Genomic DNA, 17,903 nt, shown 5'->3' with positions numbered 1-17,903 from the left:
GCGTGGCACTTCCGGCTCACCCGTGCCACGACCTCCACAACGCCGCGTACGCGCCGTCGGCGGTCACCAGGTCGTTGTGGCTGCCGAGTTCGGTGATGCGGCCGTTCTCGACGACGGCGATGACGTCGGCGTCGTGGGCGGTGTGGAGGCGGTGGGCGATGGCGACGACCGTGCGGCCGTCGAGCACCCGGGACAGCGAGCGTTCGAGGTGGCGGGCGGCCCGGGGGTCGAGCAGCGACGTCGCCTCGTCGAGGACCAGGGTGTGCGGGTCCGCCAGGACCAGGCGGGCCAGGGCGATCTGCTGGGCCTGCGCCGGGCTCATCGCCGCACCGCCCGAGCCGATCTCGGTGTCCAGGCCCTCGTCCAGGGCCCGCGCCCAGCCGTCCGCGTCGACCGCGCCGAGCGCCGCCCACAGTTCGGCGTCCTCGGCGCCGGTGCGGGCGAGCAGCAGGTTGTCCCGCAGCGAGCCGACGAACACGTGGTGCTCCTGGTTGACCAGCGCCACATGCTCCCGCACCCGCTCCGCGGGCATGCGCGCCAGCTCGGCCGCGCCGAGGGTGACCGTGCCCGTGCGCGGGGCGTAGATCCCCGCGAGCAGCCGGCCCAGCGTGGACTTGCCGGCGCCCGACGGGCCGACCAGCGCGACCCGGCTCCCCGGGGCGACGGCCAACGACACCTCGTGCAGGACGTCGACGCCCTCGCGGTACCCGAAGTGCACCTCGTCCGCCCGGACCGCTCGGCCCTCGGGCCGTACCCCGTCGTCGCCGGCGTCCGGCGCGATGTCGCGCACGCCGACCAGGCGGGCCAGCGACACCTGGGCCACCTGCAGCTCGTCGTACCAGCGCAGCACGATCCCGATCGGGTCCACCAGCATCTGCGCGAGCAGCGCGCCGGTGGTCAACTGACCCACGTTCATCCAGCCGTTGAGGACGAAGACGCCGCCGATCATCAGCACCGAGCCCAGCACCAGCATGTGGGTCAGGTTGACGACCGGGAACAGCACGGTGCGGAGGAAGAGCGTGTACCGCTCCCAGGCCGTCCACTCCGTGATCCGCCGGTCGGACAGCGCGACCCGGCCCGCACCGAGCCGGTGCGCCTCGATGGTCCGGCCCGCGTCGACGGTCTCGGCGAGCGCGGCGGCGACCGCCGCGTACCCCGCCGCCTCCGAGCGGTACGCCGCGCCCGCCCGCTTGAAGTACCAGCGGCAGCCGACGATCAGCAGCGGCGCGGCGACCACCACGGCCAGTGCCAGCGGCGGCGCGGTGAGGGTCAGGCCGCCGACCAGCAGCCCGACCCACACCACGCCGATCGCCAGCTGCGGCACGGCCTCGCGCATCGCGTTGGAGAGCCGGTCGACGTCCGTGGTGATCCGGGACAGCAGATCACCCGTGCCGGCCCGCTCCAGGACGCTCGGCGGCAGGCCCACCGACCGCACGAGGAAGTCCTCGCGCAGATCGGCCAGCATCTCCTCGCCGAGCATCGCCCCGCGCAGCCGCACCATCCGGACGAACAGGGCCTGCACCAGCAGCGCCGCCGCGAACAGGCCGACGACGTACGGGAGACGGAGCTCGCGCGCCCCGTCGGCCAGCCGCTCGACCAGCCCGCCGAGCAGGTACGGGCCGACCATCGAGGCCACCACGGCCACCGCGTTGACGCTCACCAGCGCCACGAAGGCCGTACGGTGCCGGCGGAGCAGCTCCCGTACGTACCCGCGGACCGTCGCCGTCGTGCCGACGGGCAGGGTGGTCGCCGACGTCGGCGCCGCCGGGTCGTACTCCGGCGGTGCGATGCCGATCATGCCGACTCTCCTTCCGCTTCCGCGAGTTCGAGCTCGTCGTCGAGTTCGTCCACGATCTCGTCGTCGAGCGCCTTCAGATCCGCGAGTTCCTCGTCCGTCTCCCGGGTGACGACGGACCGGTACCGGGGCTCGGTGCGCAGCAGTTCACGGTGCGTGCCGACCGCCACGGCCTGCCCCTCGTGGACCAGGACCACCCGGTCCGCGCGGTCGAGCAGCAGGGGTGAGGAGGCGAGCACGACCGTCGTCCGGCCCTGCCGCAGCCGGGCCACGCCTGCCGCGATCCGCGACTCGGTGTGCGAGTCGACCGCCGACGTCGGCTCGTCGAGCACCAGCACCTCCGGGTCGGTGACCAGCGAACGCGCCAGCGCCAGGCGCTGCCGCTGACCGCCGGAGAGCGAGCGTCCGCGCTCGGTGATCCGGGTGCGCATCGGGTCGCCGTCGGTGTCCACCGACGCCTGGGCCAGCGCTTCGAGCACGTCGCCGCACTGCGCCGCGTCCAGCGCCTGCGCCGCCGCGATCTTGCCCGACGACGGCACGTCCAGGAGTTCCCGCAGAGTGCCCGAGAGCAGCACCGGGTCCTTGTCCTGGACGAGCACGGCGGTGCGGGCGGTGCCCAGCGGCAGCTCGTCCAGTGGCACCGCGCCGAGCAGGACCGAGGCGTGCGCCTCGTCCGGCTCCGCGGGATGGCCGCCGAGCCGGTCCGCCAGCCGTCCGGCCGCGTCCGGGTCGCCGCAGACCACGGCGGTGAGCAGTCCGGCCGGGGCGAGGACGCCGGTGGCGGGGTCGTACAGGTCGCCGCCGAGCGCCGTGGCCCGGGTGTGGGCGCGCTCGTCCGAGGTGGTCGTGGTCCGCTTCAGCGACAGGACGCGCGCGGCCCGCCTCGCCGACGGCTTGGAGAAGGAGTACGCCATGGCGATCTCCTCGAAGTGCCGCAGCGGCTGGTACGTGAGCGCCACCATGCCGTACACGGTGACCAGCTCACCGACCGCGATCCGCCCGTCGAGCGCCAGCCGCGCCCCGTACGCGACGACCGCGAGCAGCAGCAGCCCCGGCAGCACCACCTGGACGGCCGCGATCAGCGCCCACATCCGGGCGCTGCGCACGGCCGCCCGGCGGACCTCCTGCGAGGCGGCCCGGTAGCGGCCGAGGAACAGCTCCTCACCGCCGATGCCGCGCAGCACGCGCAGTCCGGCGACGGTGTCGGAGGCGAGTTCGGTGGCCCGGCCCGCCTTCTCGCGCTGCTCGTCGGCGCGCTTGGTGGCGCGCGGCAGGAGCGGCAGCACGGCCAGGGCGAGCACCGGGACGCCCGCCGCGACGACGGCGCCGAGCGCGGGCTGGTACACGACGAGGCCGACGCAGACGAGGACGAGGGTGAGCGCGGCGGCCGCGAAGCGCGAGAGCGCCTCGACGAACCAGCCGATCTTCTCCACGTCGCCCGTGGACACCGCGACGACCTCGCCCGCGGCGACCCGCCGGGTCAGCACGGAGCCGAGCTCGGCGGTCTTGCGGGACAGCAGCTGCTGCACCCGCGCGGCGGCGGTGATCCAGTTGGTGACGGCGACGCGGTGAAGCATGGCGTCGCCCACGGCGATGACCACACCGAGCAGCGCGATCAGCCCGCCGGCGAGGGCAAGCCGGCCGCCGCTGCCGTCCACGACGGCCTGGACGGCGAAGCCGACACCGAGCGGCAGCCCGGCGATGCCGAGCTGGAGCAGCAGGCCCCAGAGCATCGCCTTGACCTGCCCGCCCAGCTGATTGCGGCCCAGCCAGAGGAGGAACCGGGTGCCCGAGCGGACATCGGGGACGCCTGGATCGGCATACGGAAGCTCACGGATCTGCACTCATGCAACGTTCGCCGTCCGGGGTGGCCCCCGGCAAACGGTTTTCCGGCAACACGGCACAGAACGCGCCAAGATCTCACAAGCGCTCCGGGGCGTGGCCCCGGCATCCGGCCCCGACGCCCGCGGGTGGACGGATCACCCGTTCGTACGGCAGCGCAGGCGGCGTGCCGAGCCCGCGCACAGACTTCAGGAGCGCCCCCGTGCCGTGCCGTGTCACGACGGGCGGGGAAGGACACCACTCGCGAGGGGCTGAGTCATGGCCGGAACGTTCCGCGGCAATCCGCACCGCGTCGCCGTCGCCGTCAGCGGCGAGCCGTACGTCGACCCCGAGCGCGCGGGCGAGGCGACGCCCGCCCGCGAACAGCCGGGCGGGGTCGGTTACTTCTGCTGAGACACAGGCGGGTGGCGATGTCCGTACACGACGACCCCCTCTTCACCCTGGACGCGCACGGCCGGGTCGTGGGGTGGAGCGGGCGGGCGGAGCACATCTTCCGCCGTCTCGCGGCGGATGTCCTGGGGCGGGGGGTGTTCGACCTCGTCGGCTCCGAGGGGCCGGGGCCGTGTCCGTGGCGGATCGTGCCGCTGACGGACGGGCCGCCGGAACGCGCGTGGGCGGTGTGGGCCGAGGACGACGGCCTGCCGGGGCTGAGCACGGCGATCCTGGACGCCGTGTTCGCGCAGGCGGATATCGGCCTGCACATCCTTGACGCGCAGCTGAGGGTCGTGCGGATCAACCCGGTCGCCATCGGCATGCGCGGCGTCTCCCGGGAGAGCGTCATCGGCCTTCCGGTGGCGGAGGCGTACGCGCCGCTGGGGGTCCGCCTCGACGAGTCCCTGCTGCGTGACGTCCTGGCCACGGGGAAACCGGTCCGCGACGTCCTCGTGAGCACCCGGCCGTTCGCCGACCCCGAACACGAGCACACCATCTCGTTGTCGGTCCACCGCCTGACCGACGAGGCGGACCGGGCCCTGGGACTGGTGGCGACCACGGTCGACGTGACCGACCGGGAGCGTGCGCAGGCCCGACTGCGCCTCCTGCACAAGGCCCGGGAACGGATCGGGAGCACACTCCAGGTGGAGCGCACGGCCGGCGAACTCGTCGACGTCGCCGTACCGGACTTCGCGGACAGCGCCGTGGTGGCGCTCACCGACGCCGTCCTGCAGGGCAAGGCGCCCGAGCTGCTGCCCCCGGACGGCGAGGCGCTGCTGCGCTGCACGGCGGCGGCCGGTGCGGACAGCGACCGCCCCGTCCCGCCGGCCGGGTCGATCCTGCTGCCCGGACTGTTCGGCCCGCAGCTTCCCACGTCCCCCGTCGTCCTGCCGCCGCCCGCGCAAGATCCCCCCGGTCCGGCGGGCACCGTCGACACCCCGCGACTCGTCGCGCCGCTGTCGGCCCGCGGGCAGATCTTCGGCGTGGTCGCCTTCGCACGCCGCCCCGGCCGCGAACCCTTCACCGCCGACGACCTGGAACTGGCGGAGGGCATCACCACGCGCACCGCGGGCCATCTCGAGAACGCGCTCCGCTTCACCCGCGAACACGTCGTCATGACGGCACTGCAGAGCTGGCCGCTGCGGCAGGAGCCGCAGACCCAGCGGGCCGCCGAGATCGCCCAGCGGCACCGCGCCGCCGGCAGCGGCGCCGGGTCATGGTTCGACATCCTGCCGCTCCCCGGCGCCCGCGTGGCCCTCGTGGTGGGCCAGGTCGAGCGTCCCGGGCTGAGCACCGTCGCCACGATGAGCCGGCTGCGGACGGCGGTCCACAGTCTCACCACTCTGGATCTCGACCCGCACGAACTCCTCGCCCGCCTGCACTCCACGGTGCAGCGCCTGGCCAGGGAACAGCCCGACGCGGAGGGGGTTCACGAACCGACGGTCCACTGCACGTTCGCCGTCCACGACCCTGTCAGGGGACGCTTCGACATCGCCCGGGCCGGCCGGTCGCTCCTCGTCGTCGTCCGCCCGGACGGCACCGTGGACACCGCGCCCGTGGACGAAGGACCCCTTCTCGGGGAGGAGGGCCCCCCGTTCGCCAGCGCCGGCCACGTTCTGCCGGAGGGAAGCACGATCTGCCTGGCGTCCCCCGCACTGTCGGAGGAGGAGGGCCCCACCGTCGACCGGCTGGCCGCCGCGCTCGGCCATCCGGGGCGCGGCCCGCAGGAGATGGCGGACGACGTGGAGCGACTGCTCGCGTCCGACCGTGTCCTGCTCGTCGCCCGCACGCGGCGGCTGCCCGCGCCGGACGTGTGGCAGCGCGAGGTGCCGGCCGAGTTCCGGGCCGTCGGCCGGGCCAGGAAGCGGGCGGAGGCGTGCCTGCACGACTGGGGGCTCGCCGTCGATCCGTTCGCCGCCGAGCTCGTCGTGAGCGAACTGGTCACCAACGCCGTCCGCTACGGGGCCGCCCCGATCACCCTCCGCCTCATCAGGGGAGAGTCGGCCCTGATCTGCGAGGTCGACGACGCCGCGCTCACCGCCCCTCACCTGCGCCACGCGAGGGCGGCGGACGAGGGCGGCCGCGGCCTCCACATCTGCGCCATGCTCGCCGAGGGCTGGGGCGTGCGCTACCGCGAGGACGGCAAGACGGTCTGGGCCGAACTGCCCGTCCTGCCGGACGGACGGGACGGCTAGCGCGGCGCCCCGCGCCGTAGGGTGGCGCCGACTGGCGGCGCATGGGCCGCGTCCGCACCTGCCAGCGGGCCGCCGCCGAGCAGGTGGAGAAGCTCCGGGTGCAGCTCGCGCGCGCCGAGCACTTCGAGGACACCTTCCGGCGGCGGCCTGACGCCGCCCGACCCCTCCGACAGCCCCTGACGAACGGCCCGCGAACACCGGAAGCCGACACGACGCTCAGGCCGCGTCGGGTGTCCGGTGGTTCATGCGTTCTTCCATGTGGCCGAAGAACTCCTCGGGCGGTGTCACGCCCGCCGTGACCCGGACGAACTCGTCACAGGCCTCAGGGCTCTGCGACACGGCCAGGAGCAGTTGCCGCTCCTCGGGGGACGGCGGTTCCATCGTGGCGAACTCCGCCGTGAACTCGTACATGCTCGTGACCTCGGCGTCCCTCGCCTCCTGGGCGGCCCGCATCGCCGCGTCGAAGGGCCGGCGGCCGGTGAGCGCGTCGTCGAGCGCGCGGGTGCAGCGTTCCGCGTCGCGGAAGGCGTCCTGGATGCCCTGGGCGGTGATGGGGTCCTTCAGGTATCCCGCGTCGCCGACGAGGGCCCAGCCCGGGCCGTAGGGCTTGCGGAAGTAGTTGGGGATGGCCGTGCCGACGTACCGCTCGGCCCGCGTGGCCTGCGCGATCCGGTCGGCGAAGGCCGGCGCACGGGCCAGCGTGGCGTGGTAGTTGCCCTCGATGTCGCCCCGGTTGGTCTCGAAGTCGCGCATGGGCCAGCCGCAGATGACCATCGTGAGGTCGTCGTGGGTGGGCCACGCGGCGAAGGCACGGTCGCCGCGGTCGTACGCCTCGAAGGTGCCGTCCATGGGCAGCCCCGCCCAGTACGTGTAGTAGTAGGCGTTGATCTTCGGTTTCTCGGCGTAGGGGGCGGCTTTCGTCGCCTTGGCGACGGACGAGTGGAGCCCGTCCGCACCCACCACGACACGGGCCCGGTCGACGGAGTGCGTGCCGTCCTTGCCGTGGCCCCTGATCCCGGTCACCGCGGGCCCGTCGAACAGGACCTCCTCGACCGTGTACCCCTCGCGCACCTCGGCGCCGGATTCCGCGGCGGCGTCGACGAGAAGCTTGTCGAGGACCGTGCGCCGCGGCGCGTACGACGCCTCGAACCCCTCTCCGGCCGGGGACCCGACGACGGCCAGCGGTCCGAGGTCGAACGCGTAGGTGCCGATGGGCGGACACCCGGTCGCCACGACCCGCTCCAGGAGCCCCCAGCGCCGCAGCGCGGCCAGTCCGGGCGGATGGATCAGATGCGTGGAGATCGTGTCGCTGGGGAAGGTCGCCCGGTCGACCAGGAGCACCCGGTGACCGAGGCGCGCCAGGAGCATCGCGGTCGGTGCGCCGGCACAGCGCGCGCCGACGACGATCACGTCATGGAGGTGGTTACCGTCGCCGGCCGTGCCGTTCATCCATCTCACCCGCCGATCGGCTGCATCGCCCGAGAGGCGGCGGGCCGGACAGGTGGACCGTCGCGGCCGTCGCCGCTGCGAGGCGCCGTCTCCTTCCACGCTAGAACACCGTCAGGGCCGCGTCGCGCGCTCCAGCTCCAGCAGCGCCGAGCAGTACGTCCGGCCGGTCGCGTGGTCCATGCCGATCTCGCACATCCGGTTCGCCGACAGATGCACGTCGTACGCCCGCGAGGTGACCTCCGCCGCCTCCCGCGCCGTCGCCGACTCCGTCAGCTCTTTGTGCAGCAGCCCGCGGTCGCCCGCGAACGCGCAGCAGCCCGCGTCCAGCGGGACGACGACCTCGTCGGCCACCGCCTCGGCCAGTGCCGTGAGCCGGTCCTCGTCGCCCAGGTGCCGCATCGAGCAGGTCGGGTGGACGACCGCCGAGCCGGTGCGGCGGCGCACCCTCAGCCGGGGGAGCAGCTCGTCCGCCGCCCAGACCAGCGAGTCGACGACCGTCAGTTCCGCGTGCAACTCCCGGTTGTCGTCGGTCAGGTACGGCACGACCTCCCGCGCGAGGCCGAGCGTGCAGGACGAGGCGTCGACCACCAGCGGCAGCGTGCCGCCGGCCGTCCAGCCCCAGGCGGCCTCGACGATCCGGTTCGCCATGATCGCATTGCCCCGCGCGTACCCCTTGGAGTGCCAGATGGTGGCGCAGCAGGTGCCCGCCACGTCGTCCGGGATCCACACGGGACGGCCCGCCCGCGCCGACAGCCGGACCACGGCCTCGGGCAGCGACGGCCCGCGCCGCGCCTTCGGTCCGCCGAAGATCCGGTTCACACAGGCCGGGTAGTACACGGCCACCGCCGCCGGCCGGTGCGTGCGCGGCAGCCGCCGGGGCGCCGCGCCGGGGACCTCGGGCAGCCACTCCGGTACGAGGTCGGGGCGCACGCTCCGGCGGGCCAGACCGGTCACCGACTCCAGGAACCGGTCGCCCAGCGGCGCCGCGGTCGCCACCGCGAGCCGCGCGGCGGCCTCCACGCCGCGGAAGTGCTTCGCCGCGTAGGCGGCGGCCCGCTCCTCGCCCGGGGAGTGCCTCGCGTGCCGGAAGTCCCTCATCAGCGCCCCGGTGTCGATGCCCACCGGGCAGGCGAGCCGGCACAGCGAGTCTCCGGCGCAGGTGTCCACGGCCTCGTACCCGTACGCCTGGAGCAGGCTCTCCGCCACCGGGGAGCCGTCCGCCTGCCGCATCAACTCACGTCTGAGGACGATCCGTTGCCGCGGAGTGGTGGTCAGGTCGCGGCTGGGGCAGGCGGGTTCGCAGAAGCCGCACTCGATGCACGGATCGACCTCCGCCTCCACCTTCGGGATGGTCTTCAGGCCGCGCAGATGCGCCCGCGGGTCGCGGTCGAGCACGATGCGCGGGGCGAGCACCCCGTCCGGGTCGATGATCTGCTTGGTCCGCCACATCAGTTCGGTGGCTCGCGGACCCCATTCCAGCTCCAGGAACGGCGCGATGTTCCGCCCGGTGGCGTGCTCGGCCTTGAGGGAGCCGTCGAACCGCTCCACGGTGAGCTTGCAGAAGTCCGCCATGAACCGTGCGTACCGCTCCACGTCCGCCGGGTCGGCCGCGTCGAAGGCGAGCAGGAAGTGCAGGTTGCCGTGGGCCGCGTGACCGGCGACCGCCGCGTCGAAGCCGTGCCGTTCCTGGAGGTCGAGCAGCGCCGCGCACGCCTCGGCCAACCGCTCCGGCGGCACCGCGAAGTCCTCGGTGATCAGCGTCGTACCGGAGGGGCGCGAGCCGCCGACCGCGGTGACGAACGCCTTGCGGGCCTTCCAGTACCCGGCCACGGTGCCGGGGTCGCGGGTGAAGGCGTTGTCGGCCGAGGCCACCGGGGCGATCAGGTCGAGGGTCCGGACGACGCGCTCGGCGGCCTGCTCGTAGGCGGTGAGCGCGGCGGTGTCCGGGGCGCGGAACTCGACCAGGAGCGCGGTCGTCTCCTTCGGCAGCCCGGCCCAGTCGGCGGGCACGCCGGGGACGCTGACGGAGGCGCGGAGGGTGTTGCCGTCCATCAGCTCCACGGCCAGGGCCCCGGCGTCGTTGAAGCGGGGCACGGCGGCGGCCGCGGTGGACAGCGAGGGGAAGAACAGCAGCGCGGCGGCGACCTCGCGGTCCAGCGGGAGGGTGTCGAGGACGACCTCGGAGATGAACCCGAAGGTGCCCTCGGAGCCGACCATCAGGCCGCGCAGGATCTGCACGGGCGTGTCGCCGTCGAGGAAGGCGTCCAGGCGGTAGCCGTTGGTGTTCTTGATGGCGTGCTTGGCGCGGACCCGGGCGCTGAGCTCCGGGTCGGCCTCGAGCTCCGCCTTGATCTGCAGGAGCCCGGCGCACAGCCGCGGCTCCGCGCGGGCCAGCTCCTCGTCGGCGGCCGGGTCGGCGGTGTCGACGACGGTGCCGCTCGGCAGGACGAAGGTGAGCGAGGCGAGCGTGCGGTACGCGTTGCGGGCGGTGCCGGCGGTCATGCCCGAGGCGTTGTTGGCGACGACCCCGCCGACCGTGCAGGCCGCGGCGCTGGCCGGGTCGGGGCCGAGGACCCGGCCGTGGCGGGCGAGCGCCGCGTTGACCCGTGCGACGGTGGTGCCGGGGCGGACCCGGACCCGCGCCCCGTCGTCGAGGACCCGGACGCCGGTCCAGTGGCGGCGTACGTCGACGAGGATGTCCTCGCCCTGGGCCTGGCCGTTCAGGCTGGTGCCGGCCGCCCGGAAGACGACCTCGCGGCCCTTGCCGTGCGCGTACGACAGCACGGCGGAGACGTCGTCGACGTCCTCGGGGACCACCACGACCTGCGGGACGAAGCGGTAGGGGCTGGCGTCGGAGGCGTAGCGGACCAGGTCGGAGACGGTGGACAGGACCTTGCGGGGGTCGCCGCCGAGCAGGGCGGTCAGCTCGTCGCGGAGGGGGCCGGGCGTGCCGCGGGCCTGGAGGTCGGGGACCCGGTCGGGGGCCGGGGTTCTGCGGCGGCTGCCGGGGCGCAGGGTGCGCGGGTCGGGCTCCAGCAGCGGCATCGCGGGCTCCCCTCAGCAGCGGCGCTCCGGTGCCGGGTCGACCAGAGCGGACAGCAGGCCGCCGAGCAGGTCCCGCTGCTCGCCGGTCAATGGAGCAAGGATGTCCTCTGCGGCGGCCCGCCGCGCGCTGCGCAGCTCGCGCAGCGTGGCGCGGCCCGCGTCGGTGAGCTCGATCCGGACCACCCGCCGGTTCGTCGGGTCCGGCGCCCGGCGCACCCGGCCGGCCGCCTCCAGGCCGTCGACCAGGCTGGTCACGGCGCGTGGCACGACCTCGAGACGGGCGGCGAGGTCCGCCATGCGGGGCGGCCGGTCGTAGTGCGCGACCGTGCGCAGCAGCCGGGACTGCGCCGGGGTGATGCCCACCGGCTCCAGGTGCTGCTTCTGGATGCGGTGCAGGCGGCGGGTGAGGCGCAGCAGCTGCTCGGCGAGCAGACCGTCGGAGTCGGGGGTGCGCGCGGCCGGGGTGTTCATGCGGGAACTTTATCAGGACCTGGTTCATTGTGAGTATAGGTAACAATGAGCTAGGCTCTGATCGACTTGAACATCGAATCGAATGTCTCCTTGATGGAGAGGTACCCGCACCGGCAACGGCACCGGGAAGCGCCGTTCCGTCCGACCCCGCGCAGGAGCCCATGCACCCCCACGACCAGTCCACCTGGACACCCCCGCCCCGTGACCCCGCCCAGCCGAAGGAACCCGCCCAGATCCGGCGGATCCTGCGGCTCTTCCGTCCGTACTGCGGCCGGCTCGCCGTCGTCGTCCTGCTCGTCGGCGCGTCGTCGCTGGTCACGGTCGCCTCGCCGTTCCTCCTGAAGGAGATCCTGGACACCGCGATCCCGCAGGGCCGCACCGGCCTGCTGAGCCTGCTCGCCCTCGGCATGATCGCCACCGCCGTGATGACCAGCGTGTTCGGCGTGCTCCAGACGCTGATCTCGACCACGGTCGGCCAGCGCGTGATGCACGATCTGCGCACCGCCGTCTACGCCCAGCTCCAGCGCATGCCGCTGGCCTTCTTCACGCGCACCCGCACCGGTGAGGTCCAGTCCCGGATCGCCAACGACATCGGGGGGATGCAGGCCACGGTCACCTCGACCGCGACCTCCCTGGTCTCCAACGTGACCGCCGTCGTCGCCACGATCGCGGCCATGCTGGCCCTCGACTGGCGGCTCACGCTCGTCTCGCTGGCCCTGCTGCCGGTGTTCGTGTGGATCAGCCGCCGGGTCGGCCGCGAGCGCAAGAGGATCACCACGCAGCGGCAGAAGCAGATGGCCGCCATGGCCGCCACGGTCACCGAGTCGCTCTCCGTCAGCGGCATCCTGCTCGGCCGCACCATGGGCCGCGCCGACTCGCTCACCCGGTCCTTCGCCGACGAGTCCGAGCGCCTCGTCGACCTCGAAGTGCGCTCCTCCATGGCCGGGCGCTGGCGGATGTCCACCATCGGCATCGTCATGGCCGCCATGCCCGCGCTGATCTACTGGGCCGCCGGCCTCGCCCTCCAGTCGGGCGGCCCGGCGCTCTCGATCGGCACCCTGGTCGCCTTCGTCTCGCTGCAGCAGGGCCTGTTCCGCCCGGCCGTCAGCCTGCTCTCCACCGGCGTGCAGATCCAGACCTCGCTCGCCCTGTTCCAGCGGATCTTCGAGTACCTCGACCTGCCGGTCGACATCACCGAGCCCGAGCGGCCGGTGCGGCTGGAGAAGGTACGCGGCGAGGTCGTCTTCGAGAAGGTCGACTTCCACTACGACGCGGAGAACGGCCCCACCCTCGACGGTGTCGACGTGACCGTCCCCGCGGGCGCCGGCCTGGCCGTCGTCGGGTCCACCGGCTCCGGCAAGTCCACCCTCAGCTACCTCGTGCCGCGGCTGTACGACGTGACCGGCGGCCGGGTCACCCTCGACGGCGTGGACGTCCGCGACCTCGACTTCGACACGCTGGCCCGCGCGGTCGGCGTGGTCTCCCAGGAGACGTACCTCTTCCACGCCTCCGTCGCCGACAACCTGCGCTTCGCCAAGCCGGACGCCACCGACGAGGAGATCGAGGCCGCCGCCCGCGCCGCCCAGATCCACGACCACATCTCCTCGCTGCCCGACGGCTACGACACCCTCGTCGGCGAGCGCGGCTACCGCTTCTCCGGCGGCGAGAAGCAGCGCCTGGCCATCGCCCGCACCATCCTCCGCGACCCGCCGGTGCTCATCCTCGACGAGGCGACCAGCGCGCTCGACACGCGCACCGAGCACGCGGTCCAGCAGGCCATCGACGCGCTCTCCGCGGGACGCACGACCATCACCATCGCCCACCGCCTCTCCACGGTCCGCGACGCCGACCAGATCGTCGTCCTGGAGTCCGGACGGATCGTCGAGCGCGGCACCCATGACGAACTCCTCGACCGGAACGGCCGGTACGCGGCTCTGGTGCGGCGTGACGAACACACGAACGCCCGAGCGGTTGTTCCCCGGTGCGTGTGATCGCCCCGGTATTCGTTGCTCAACTCCCGTGTGACGTCAGATGATTACGGTGCGCAAGCGACGGGCTGCAGACCGCGACCGCGCTGTCCCTGAAGAAGTATCTGTACGAGGAGAAGCACCACCATGGACCTGATCACCAACCTGCTCGCCGGCGTCTTCCACTTCCTGGGCTGGCTCGTCTGACCTCGATGACCCTGACCTGACCCTCGGGGTCGAGCAGGAAAGCGGCGCCGTCGGCCCCTCGTCCCAGGGGGTCGGGGGCGCCGCGCCCTCGTATGGCTCATACGACCTGTATGAGTCATACGACAGGAAGACAGTGATGTACACGGTTATGTCCGGTCACCGGGTTAGCGTGCCCCCATGAACCACGCGTTCCCCCGGCCCGAACGCCCACGCCGGCGCCGGGGCCGTCTGACCCGGCGCGGCCGGTTGCTGCTGCTCGTGACCGCCCTGCTCGTCGTGGCCGCCGCCGTCGCCGTACCGCTGCTGCTGCTCCGCCCGGAGGCGCAGCCCCCGGTCGTCGCGAAGAAGCGCACGCTCCTGATCCCGGAGGGCTGGCGCGCCGGCCAGGTGTACACCGCCGTCGACCGCGCCCTGAAGCTCCCCACAGGCACCGCCCGCAAGGCCATGACGGCCGCCGCCCCCGTCCTCCCGGCCGCGGCCCGCGGCAACCCCGAGGGCTACCTGTTCCCCGCGACGTACCCCATCGAGTCCTCGACCACCCCGGAGAACCTGCTCCGCTACATGGTCCGCACGGCGGGGGAGCGCTTCGGCACCGCCGGCATCACGGCGGGCGCCCAGCGGCACGGGCTGAGCCTGCACCAGACGGTGATCGTGGCCAGCATCGTCCAGGCCGAGGCGGACTCCGTCGAGGACATGGCCAAGGTGGCGCGCGTGGTCCACAACCGGCTCGCCCGCGGGATGGCGCTGCAGATGGACTCGACGCTCAACTACGCGCTGAATCGTTCCACCGTGGACACGAGCTACGAGGACACGCGCATCGACAGCCCCTACAACACCTACGAGCGCAAGGGACTCCCGCCCACCCCCATCGCCAACCCCGGCGAGCAGGCCATGGCGGCGGCGATCGACCCGGCGCAGGGGGACTGGCTGTACTTCGTCACGGTCCGGCCCGGCGACACGAGGTTCACGGCGGACTACGCCGAACAGCAGCGCAACGTCCAGGACTTCAACGAGGAACGCCGACGCGCGACGGAAGGCTGAACGGAGCCCCCGGCGGGGCACCGCCCGCCTTACGCGCGCACGGCCCGCCCTGGCCCCGCCCTAAGCGGGCACGGCCTCCGGCTCGCGGGCGAGCAGTCGGCGGATCTCGGTCACAGCGGCGCGTCCGGCGCGGTTCGCGCCGATGGTCGAGGCGGACGGCCCGTACCCGACGAGGTGGATGCGCTCGTCGCGTACCGCCCGGGTGCCCTCCACCTGGATACCGCCGCCCGGCTCGCGCAGCCGCAGCGGGGCGAGGTGGTCGATGGCGGCGCGGAAACCGGTCGCCCAGAGGATCACGTCCGCGTCGACGGTCCGGCCGTCGTCCCAGGCCACACCCGTCGGGGTGATCCGGTCGAACATCGGCAGGCGGTCCAGGATCCCGCGCGCGCGTGCGCTGCGGATCGCGTCGGTGAGCGGCAGTCCGGTCACGGACACCACGCTCTGCGGCGGCAGCCCCTGCCGCACCCGCTCCTCGACGAGTGCGACGGCGGCCCGCCCCTGCTCCTCGCCGAACGGTCCCTCCCGCCAGATCGGCTCCTTCCGGGTCACCCAGGTCGTCGCGGCCGCGACCTCGGCGATCTCCATCAGGTGCTGCGTCCCCGACGCCCCGCCGCCGACCACGACCACCCGCAACCCGGCGAAGGCGCCGGGCCCGGGGTAGGCGGCGGTGTGCAGCTGCCGCCCGAGGAAGGTCTCCTGCCCGGGGTAGCGGGGCAGGAAGGGCCGGTCCCACGTCCCCGTCGCGTTGATCAGTGCCCGGGTCGCGTAGGTCCCCTCGGACGACTCGACGAGCAGCCGCCCGCCCGTGCCCTCGCGCACGGCGCGCACGTCGACGGGCCGGTGCACCCGCAGGTCGAAGACCTCCTCGTAGGAGTCGAAGTACTCCCCGATGACATCGGAGGAGGGCCGCTCGGGATCGGCCCCGACCAGCTCCATCCCGGGCAGGGCGTACATGCCGTGCACCTTGCCGTACGTGAGCGAGGGCCACCGGAACTGCCAGGCCCCGCCGGGCCGCGGCGCGTGGTCGAGCACCACGAAGTCGTGCTCCGGCTCCAACCCGGTCCGCCGGAGGTGGTACGCGGCGGACAGGCCCGCCTGCCCGGCCCCGACGACCACCACGTCCACGTCGCGTACTCCGAAATCGTTCACGATTCCACTAACCGGGGGCGGCCCCGGGTTCTTCCCCGCCGGCCGAGGGGCGCCCCGACGGCCCAGCCGCGACAATGAGCCCCATGTCACCCGCCTTCACCACCAGGGTCCTCGACCTCACCACCGGCCGCTCCGAGACCGTCACCGACCTCACGGGGGCCTGCGAGACCTTCCTCCGCGAGACCGCCTCCGGCCGCGACGGCCTCCTCAACCTCTTCGTCCCGCACGCCACGGCGGGCCTGGCCCTCCTGGAGACCGGCTCCGGCAGCGACGACGACCTCCTCACCGCCCTCCACCACCTGCTCCCCGCCGACGACCGCTGGCAGCACCGCCACGGCAGCCCCGGCCACGGCCGCGACCACGTCCTCCCCGCCCTGGTCCCGCCCCATGCCACCCTCCCGGTCGTCAACGGCAGCCTGGTCCTGGGGACTTGGCAGTCCATCTGCCTCGTCGACACCAACAAGGACAACCCGGACCGACAGGTGCGGCTGAGCTTCCTGGGCTGACCGAGCCGAGCTCGGCCGAGGACCCGGAGGGCTGAGATCCGAGCCTCTGGTTCCTCGGGAAAGGGAAAATGGGTTGAGCCTCGGCGGCGGCGGCGCGAGGATCGGGCACAACCGATGAGTTCTTCCCGGCGCCGCGGTCTGTCAGTGTGACCCGCTTCGAGCGGAGGACACCGACATGACGGAAGGCACCATGCTCGACCCCCACACAACGCCCACCATCCCAGCCGCCCGCGTCACCACCGTGCTGCGGATTCTCGTGCTGTCGACCTTCGTCGTCCTCCTCAATGAGACGATCATGGTCAACGCGATCCCGCGCCTCATGCGCCACTTCGAGGTCAGCGCGGCGGCCGCCGGGTGGCTGTCCACGGCCTTCATGCTCACCATGGCCGTCGTCATCCCGGTGACGGGATGGTTCCTGCAGCGCGTGACGACCCGTACCGCCTTCGGTCTGGCCATGGCGCTGTTCCTCGCCGGCACGGCGCTGGCCGCGGCCGCGCCCACGTTCCCCGTGCTGCTGGCCGCCCGTGTCATCCAGGCCGGCGGCACCGCCGTCATGATGCCGCTGCTCATGACGACGCTGATGACCCTCGTGCCCCCGCAGGACCGTGGCCGGGTCATGGGGAACATCACCCTCGTCATCTCCGTCGCACCCGCCCTCGGCCCCGCGGCCTCCGGCGTGCTGCTGCAACTGGGGACGTGGCGCCTGCTGTTCCTTGCCGTGCTGCCCATCGCCGGAGCCATGGCGTTCTTCGGCCGCCGTCACCTGGTCAACATCGGCGAGCCGCAGGCCGGTCCCATCGACTGGCTGTCCGTACCGCTCGCGGCCGTGGGCTTCGGCGCCCTCGTCTACGGCCTGAGCGGGCTCGGCGCCGAGAGCTCGGCCCAGGCTCCCCTGCCCCCGGCCGTCACGACCCTGGTGGGAGGCGTGATGGTGGCCCTGTTCGTATGGCGGCAGCTGGCGCTGCAGCGCTCGTCCACGCCGCTACTGGACCTGCGCACCCTGACGTACCGCCACTTCTCCGTGGCGCTCGGCCTGATGTGCCTGTCCTTCATGGCGCTCATGGGCGCGTTCATCCTGCTGCCGATCTACCTGCAGGAGGTGGTCGGGCTGAGCTCGCTGCAGACCGGGCTGCTGCTCATCCCCGGCGGCCTCACCATGGGCCTGCTCGGACCGCAGGTCGGCAAGCTCTACGACCGGCTCGGTGCGCCGCGCCTCGTCGTGCCCGGGGCCGTGCTCACCGCGGTCTGCCTCGCCCTGTTCGCCCTCACCGACGCCCAGACCTCGCCCTGGCTGGTGCTCGCCCTTCACGTGGCCCTGAGTGCCGGCATGGCGTTCGTCTTCACCCCCGTTTTCACCTCCGGCCTGGCCGTGCTGCCGCCGCACCTCTACCCCCACGGCTCCGCCATCCTGGGCTCGCTCCAGCAGGTCGCGGCCGCCGCCGGTACCGCCCTGGTCATCAGCGTCATGTCGGGCCGGGCCGCCTCGGCCGGTGCTGCCGGCGCCGACGCCACCGGTGCCCTGGAGACCGGCATCCGGTGGGGATTCGGCGTCGGTGCCGCGATCGGCGGACTGACCGTACTGGTCGCGCTGCTGGTCCGTACCCCGCCCGCTCCGCAGCAGCCCTCCGAGTCGTCCGCCGCGTCGGAGGTCCAGGACGACGAGGACGGCACCACCGCGGACCAGGCGGCCCAGACGCCCGCGGGCTGACGTCGGCTCCGCGGTCCGCGGGCCGGAGCTGTCGACGTTCAGCAGGTGCGGCCGAGCCCCCTGGGCTGACCCGGGAACCCGGGCCGCAGCGAGATC

Annotated in this window: 12 protein-coding genes and 1 pseudogene; 7 read left to right on the top strand and 6 right to left on the bottom strand. The window is 73.3% G+C overall.

Features of this window, described 5'->3' with window-relative positions; translation table 11 throughout:
• Nucleotides 1-16: 16 nt before the first annotated feature.
• Nucleotides 17-1,798 carry an ABC transporter ATP-binding protein gene (locus ABZO31_RS03630; protein ID WP_406859462.1) on the bottom strand — a complete coding sequence of 594 codons (1,782 nt, stop codon included), beginning with the start codon at nt 1,796-1,798 and terminating at the stop codon, nt 17-19.
• Nucleotides 1,795-3,639: an ABC transporter transmembrane domain-containing protein gene (locus tag ABZO31_RS03625; RefSeq protein ID WP_406859460.1), complete on the bottom strand. Its 1,845-nt coding sequence runs from the start codon at nt 3,637-3,639 to the stop codon at nt 1,795-1,797. The genes ABZO31_RS03630 and ABZO31_RS03625 overlap by 4 nt, the downstream gene beginning before the upstream one ends.
• A 256-nt stretch (nt 3,640-3,895) precedes the next feature.
• Between ABZO31_RS03625 and ABZO31_RS03620 the strand changes: the two genes are divergently transcribed.
• The 3 genes and pseudogenes from ABZO31_RS03620 to ABZO31_RS03610 all read left to right on the top strand — a co-directional run.
• Nucleotides 3,896-4,030, top strand: coding sequence for a hypothetical protein (locus ABZO31_RS03620; protein WP_406859459.1), 135 nt, complete (start codon nt 3,896-3,898; stop codon nt 4,028-4,030).
• A gap of 17 nt (nt 4,031-4,047) precedes the next feature.
• Entirely contained in the window at nt 4,048-6,264 is a 2,217-nt protein-coding gene (locus ABZO31_RS03615) for a SpoIIE family protein phosphatase (RefSeq protein ID WP_406859458.1), read from the top strand.
• Between the two features lie 47 nt (nt 6,265-6,311).
• A pseudogene (locus ABZO31_RS03610) lies at nt 6,312-6,410 on the top strand (MerR family transcriptional regulator); the annotation flags it as partial.
• Nucleotides 6,411-6,480: 70 nt separating this feature from the next.
• On the opposite strand, the gene ABZO31_RS03605 reads toward ABZO31_RS03610, so the two are convergent.
• The 3 genes from ABZO31_RS03605 to ABZO31_RS03595 all read right to left on the bottom strand — a co-directional run bounded on the left by ABZO31_RS03605 (nt 6,481) and on the right by ABZO31_RS03595 (nt 11,229).
• Nucleotides 6,481-7,713: an NAD(P)/FAD-dependent oxidoreductase gene (locus tag ABZO31_RS03605; protein ID WP_406859457.1), complete on the bottom strand. Its 1,233-nt coding sequence runs from the start codon at nt 7,711-7,713 to the stop codon at nt 6,481-6,483.
• A 111-nt stretch (nt 7,714-7,824) separates the two neighbouring features.
• Nucleotides 7,825-10,758, bottom strand: coding sequence for an FAD-binding and (Fe-S)-binding domain-containing protein (locus ABZO31_RS03600; RefSeq protein ID WP_406859455.1), 2,934 nt, complete (start codon nt 10,756-10,758; stop codon nt 7,825-7,827).
• 12 nt (nt 10,759-10,770) lie between these two features.
• On the bottom strand, nt 10,771-11,229 hold the full coding sequence (locus ABZO31_RS03595) for a MarR family winged helix-turn-helix transcriptional regulator (RefSeq protein WP_406859454.1): 459 nt from the start codon (nt 11,227-11,229) through the stop codon (nt 10,771-10,773).
• A 161-nt stretch (nt 11,230-11,390) separates the two neighbouring features.
• On the opposite strand from ABZO31_RS03595, the gene ABZO31_RS03590 reads away from it, so the two are divergent.
• The gene (locus ABZO31_RS03590) at nt 11,391-13,220 is read left to right on the top strand and encodes an ABC transporter ATP-binding protein (RefSeq protein ID WP_406859453.1); all 1,830 of its coding nucleotides are present in this window, start codon (nt 11,391-11,393) and stop codon (nt 13,218-13,220) included.
• A 360-nt stretch (nt 13,221-13,580) separates the two neighbouring features.
• On the top strand, nt 13,581-14,444 hold the full coding sequence (mltG, locus tag ABZO31_RS03585) for an endolytic transglycosylase MltG (protein ID WP_406859452.1): 864 nt from the start codon (nt 13,581-13,583) through the stop codon (nt 14,442-14,444).
• Between the two features lie 60 nt (nt 14,445-14,504).
• On the opposite strand, the gene ABZO31_RS03580 is transcribed toward mltG, so the two are convergent.
• Nucleotides 14,505-15,593: an NAD(P)-binding domain-containing protein gene (locus tag ABZO31_RS03580; protein ID WP_406859450.1), complete on the bottom strand. Its 1,089-nt coding sequence runs from the start codon at nt 15,591-15,593 to the stop codon at nt 14,505-14,507.
• A gap of 83 nt (nt 15,594-15,676) precedes the next feature.
• Here ABZO31_RS03580 and ABZO31_RS03575 point away from each other — a divergent pair, with 83 nt between their 5' ends.
• Nucleotides 15,677-16,099, top strand: a complete 423-nt coding sequence (locus ABZO31_RS03575) for a secondary thiamine-phosphate synthase enzyme YjbQ (RefSeq protein ID WP_406859449.1) — start codon at nt 15,677-15,679, stop codon at nt 16,097-16,099.
• Nucleotides 16,100-16,274: 175 nt separating this feature from the next.
• Nucleotides 16,275-17,807: a DHA2 family efflux MFS transporter permease subunit gene (locus ABZO31_RS03570; RefSeq protein WP_406859448.1), complete on the top strand. Its 1,533-nt coding sequence runs from the start codon at nt 16,275-16,277 to the stop codon at nt 17,805-17,807.
• Nucleotides 17,808-17,903 lie beyond the last annotated feature (96 nt).

This window comes from Streptomyces solicamelliae (genome assembly GCF_045348655.1).
Classification (GTDB): Bacteria; Actinomycetota; Actinomycetes; order Streptomycetales; family Streptomycetaceae; genus Streptomyces; species Streptomyces solicamelliae.
The sequence above is the reverse complement of the archived record's forward strand: the minus strand, read 5'-3'. Positions and strand labels throughout refer to the sequence as shown.

Coding starts and splice junctions, on each gene's coding strand:
- ABZO31_RS03595 (WP_406859454.1), bottom strand. CDS start 11,229: ATGAACACCCCGGCCGCGCGCACCCCCGACTCCGACGGTCTGCTCGCC.
- ABZO31_RS03605 (WP_406859457.1), bottom strand. CDS start 7,713: ATGAACGGCACGGCCGGCGACGGTAACCACCTCCATGACGTGATCGTC.
- ABZO31_RS03630 (WP_406859462.1), bottom strand. CDS start 1,798: ATGATCGGCATCGCACCGCCGGAGTACGACCCGGCGGCGCCGACGTCG.
- mltG (WP_406859452.1), top strand. CDS start 13,581: ATGAACCACGCGTTCCCCCGGCCCGAACGCCCACGCCGGCGCCGGGGC.
- ABZO31_RS03575 (WP_406859449.1), top strand. CDS start 15,677: ATGTCACCCGCCTTCACCACCAGGGTCCTCGACCTCACCACCGGCCGC.
- ABZO31_RS03615 (WP_406859458.1), top strand. CDS start 4,048: ATGTCCGTACACGACGACCCCCTCTTCACCCTGGACGCGCACGGCCGG.
- ABZO31_RS03620 (WP_406859459.1), top strand. CDS start 3,896: ATGGCCGGAACGTTCCGCGGCAATCCGCACCGCGTCGCCGTCGCCGTC.
- ABZO31_RS03590 (WP_406859453.1), top strand. CDS start 11,391: ATGCACCCCCACGACCAGTCCACCTGGACACCCCCGCCCCGTGACCCC.
- ABZO31_RS03570 (WP_406859448.1), top strand. CDS start 16,275: ATGACGGAAGGCACCATGCTCGACCCCCACACAACGCCCACCATCCCA.
- ABZO31_RS03600 (WP_406859455.1), bottom strand. CDS start 10,758: ATGCCGCTGCTGGAGCCCGACCCGCGCACCCTGCGCCCCGGCAGCCGC.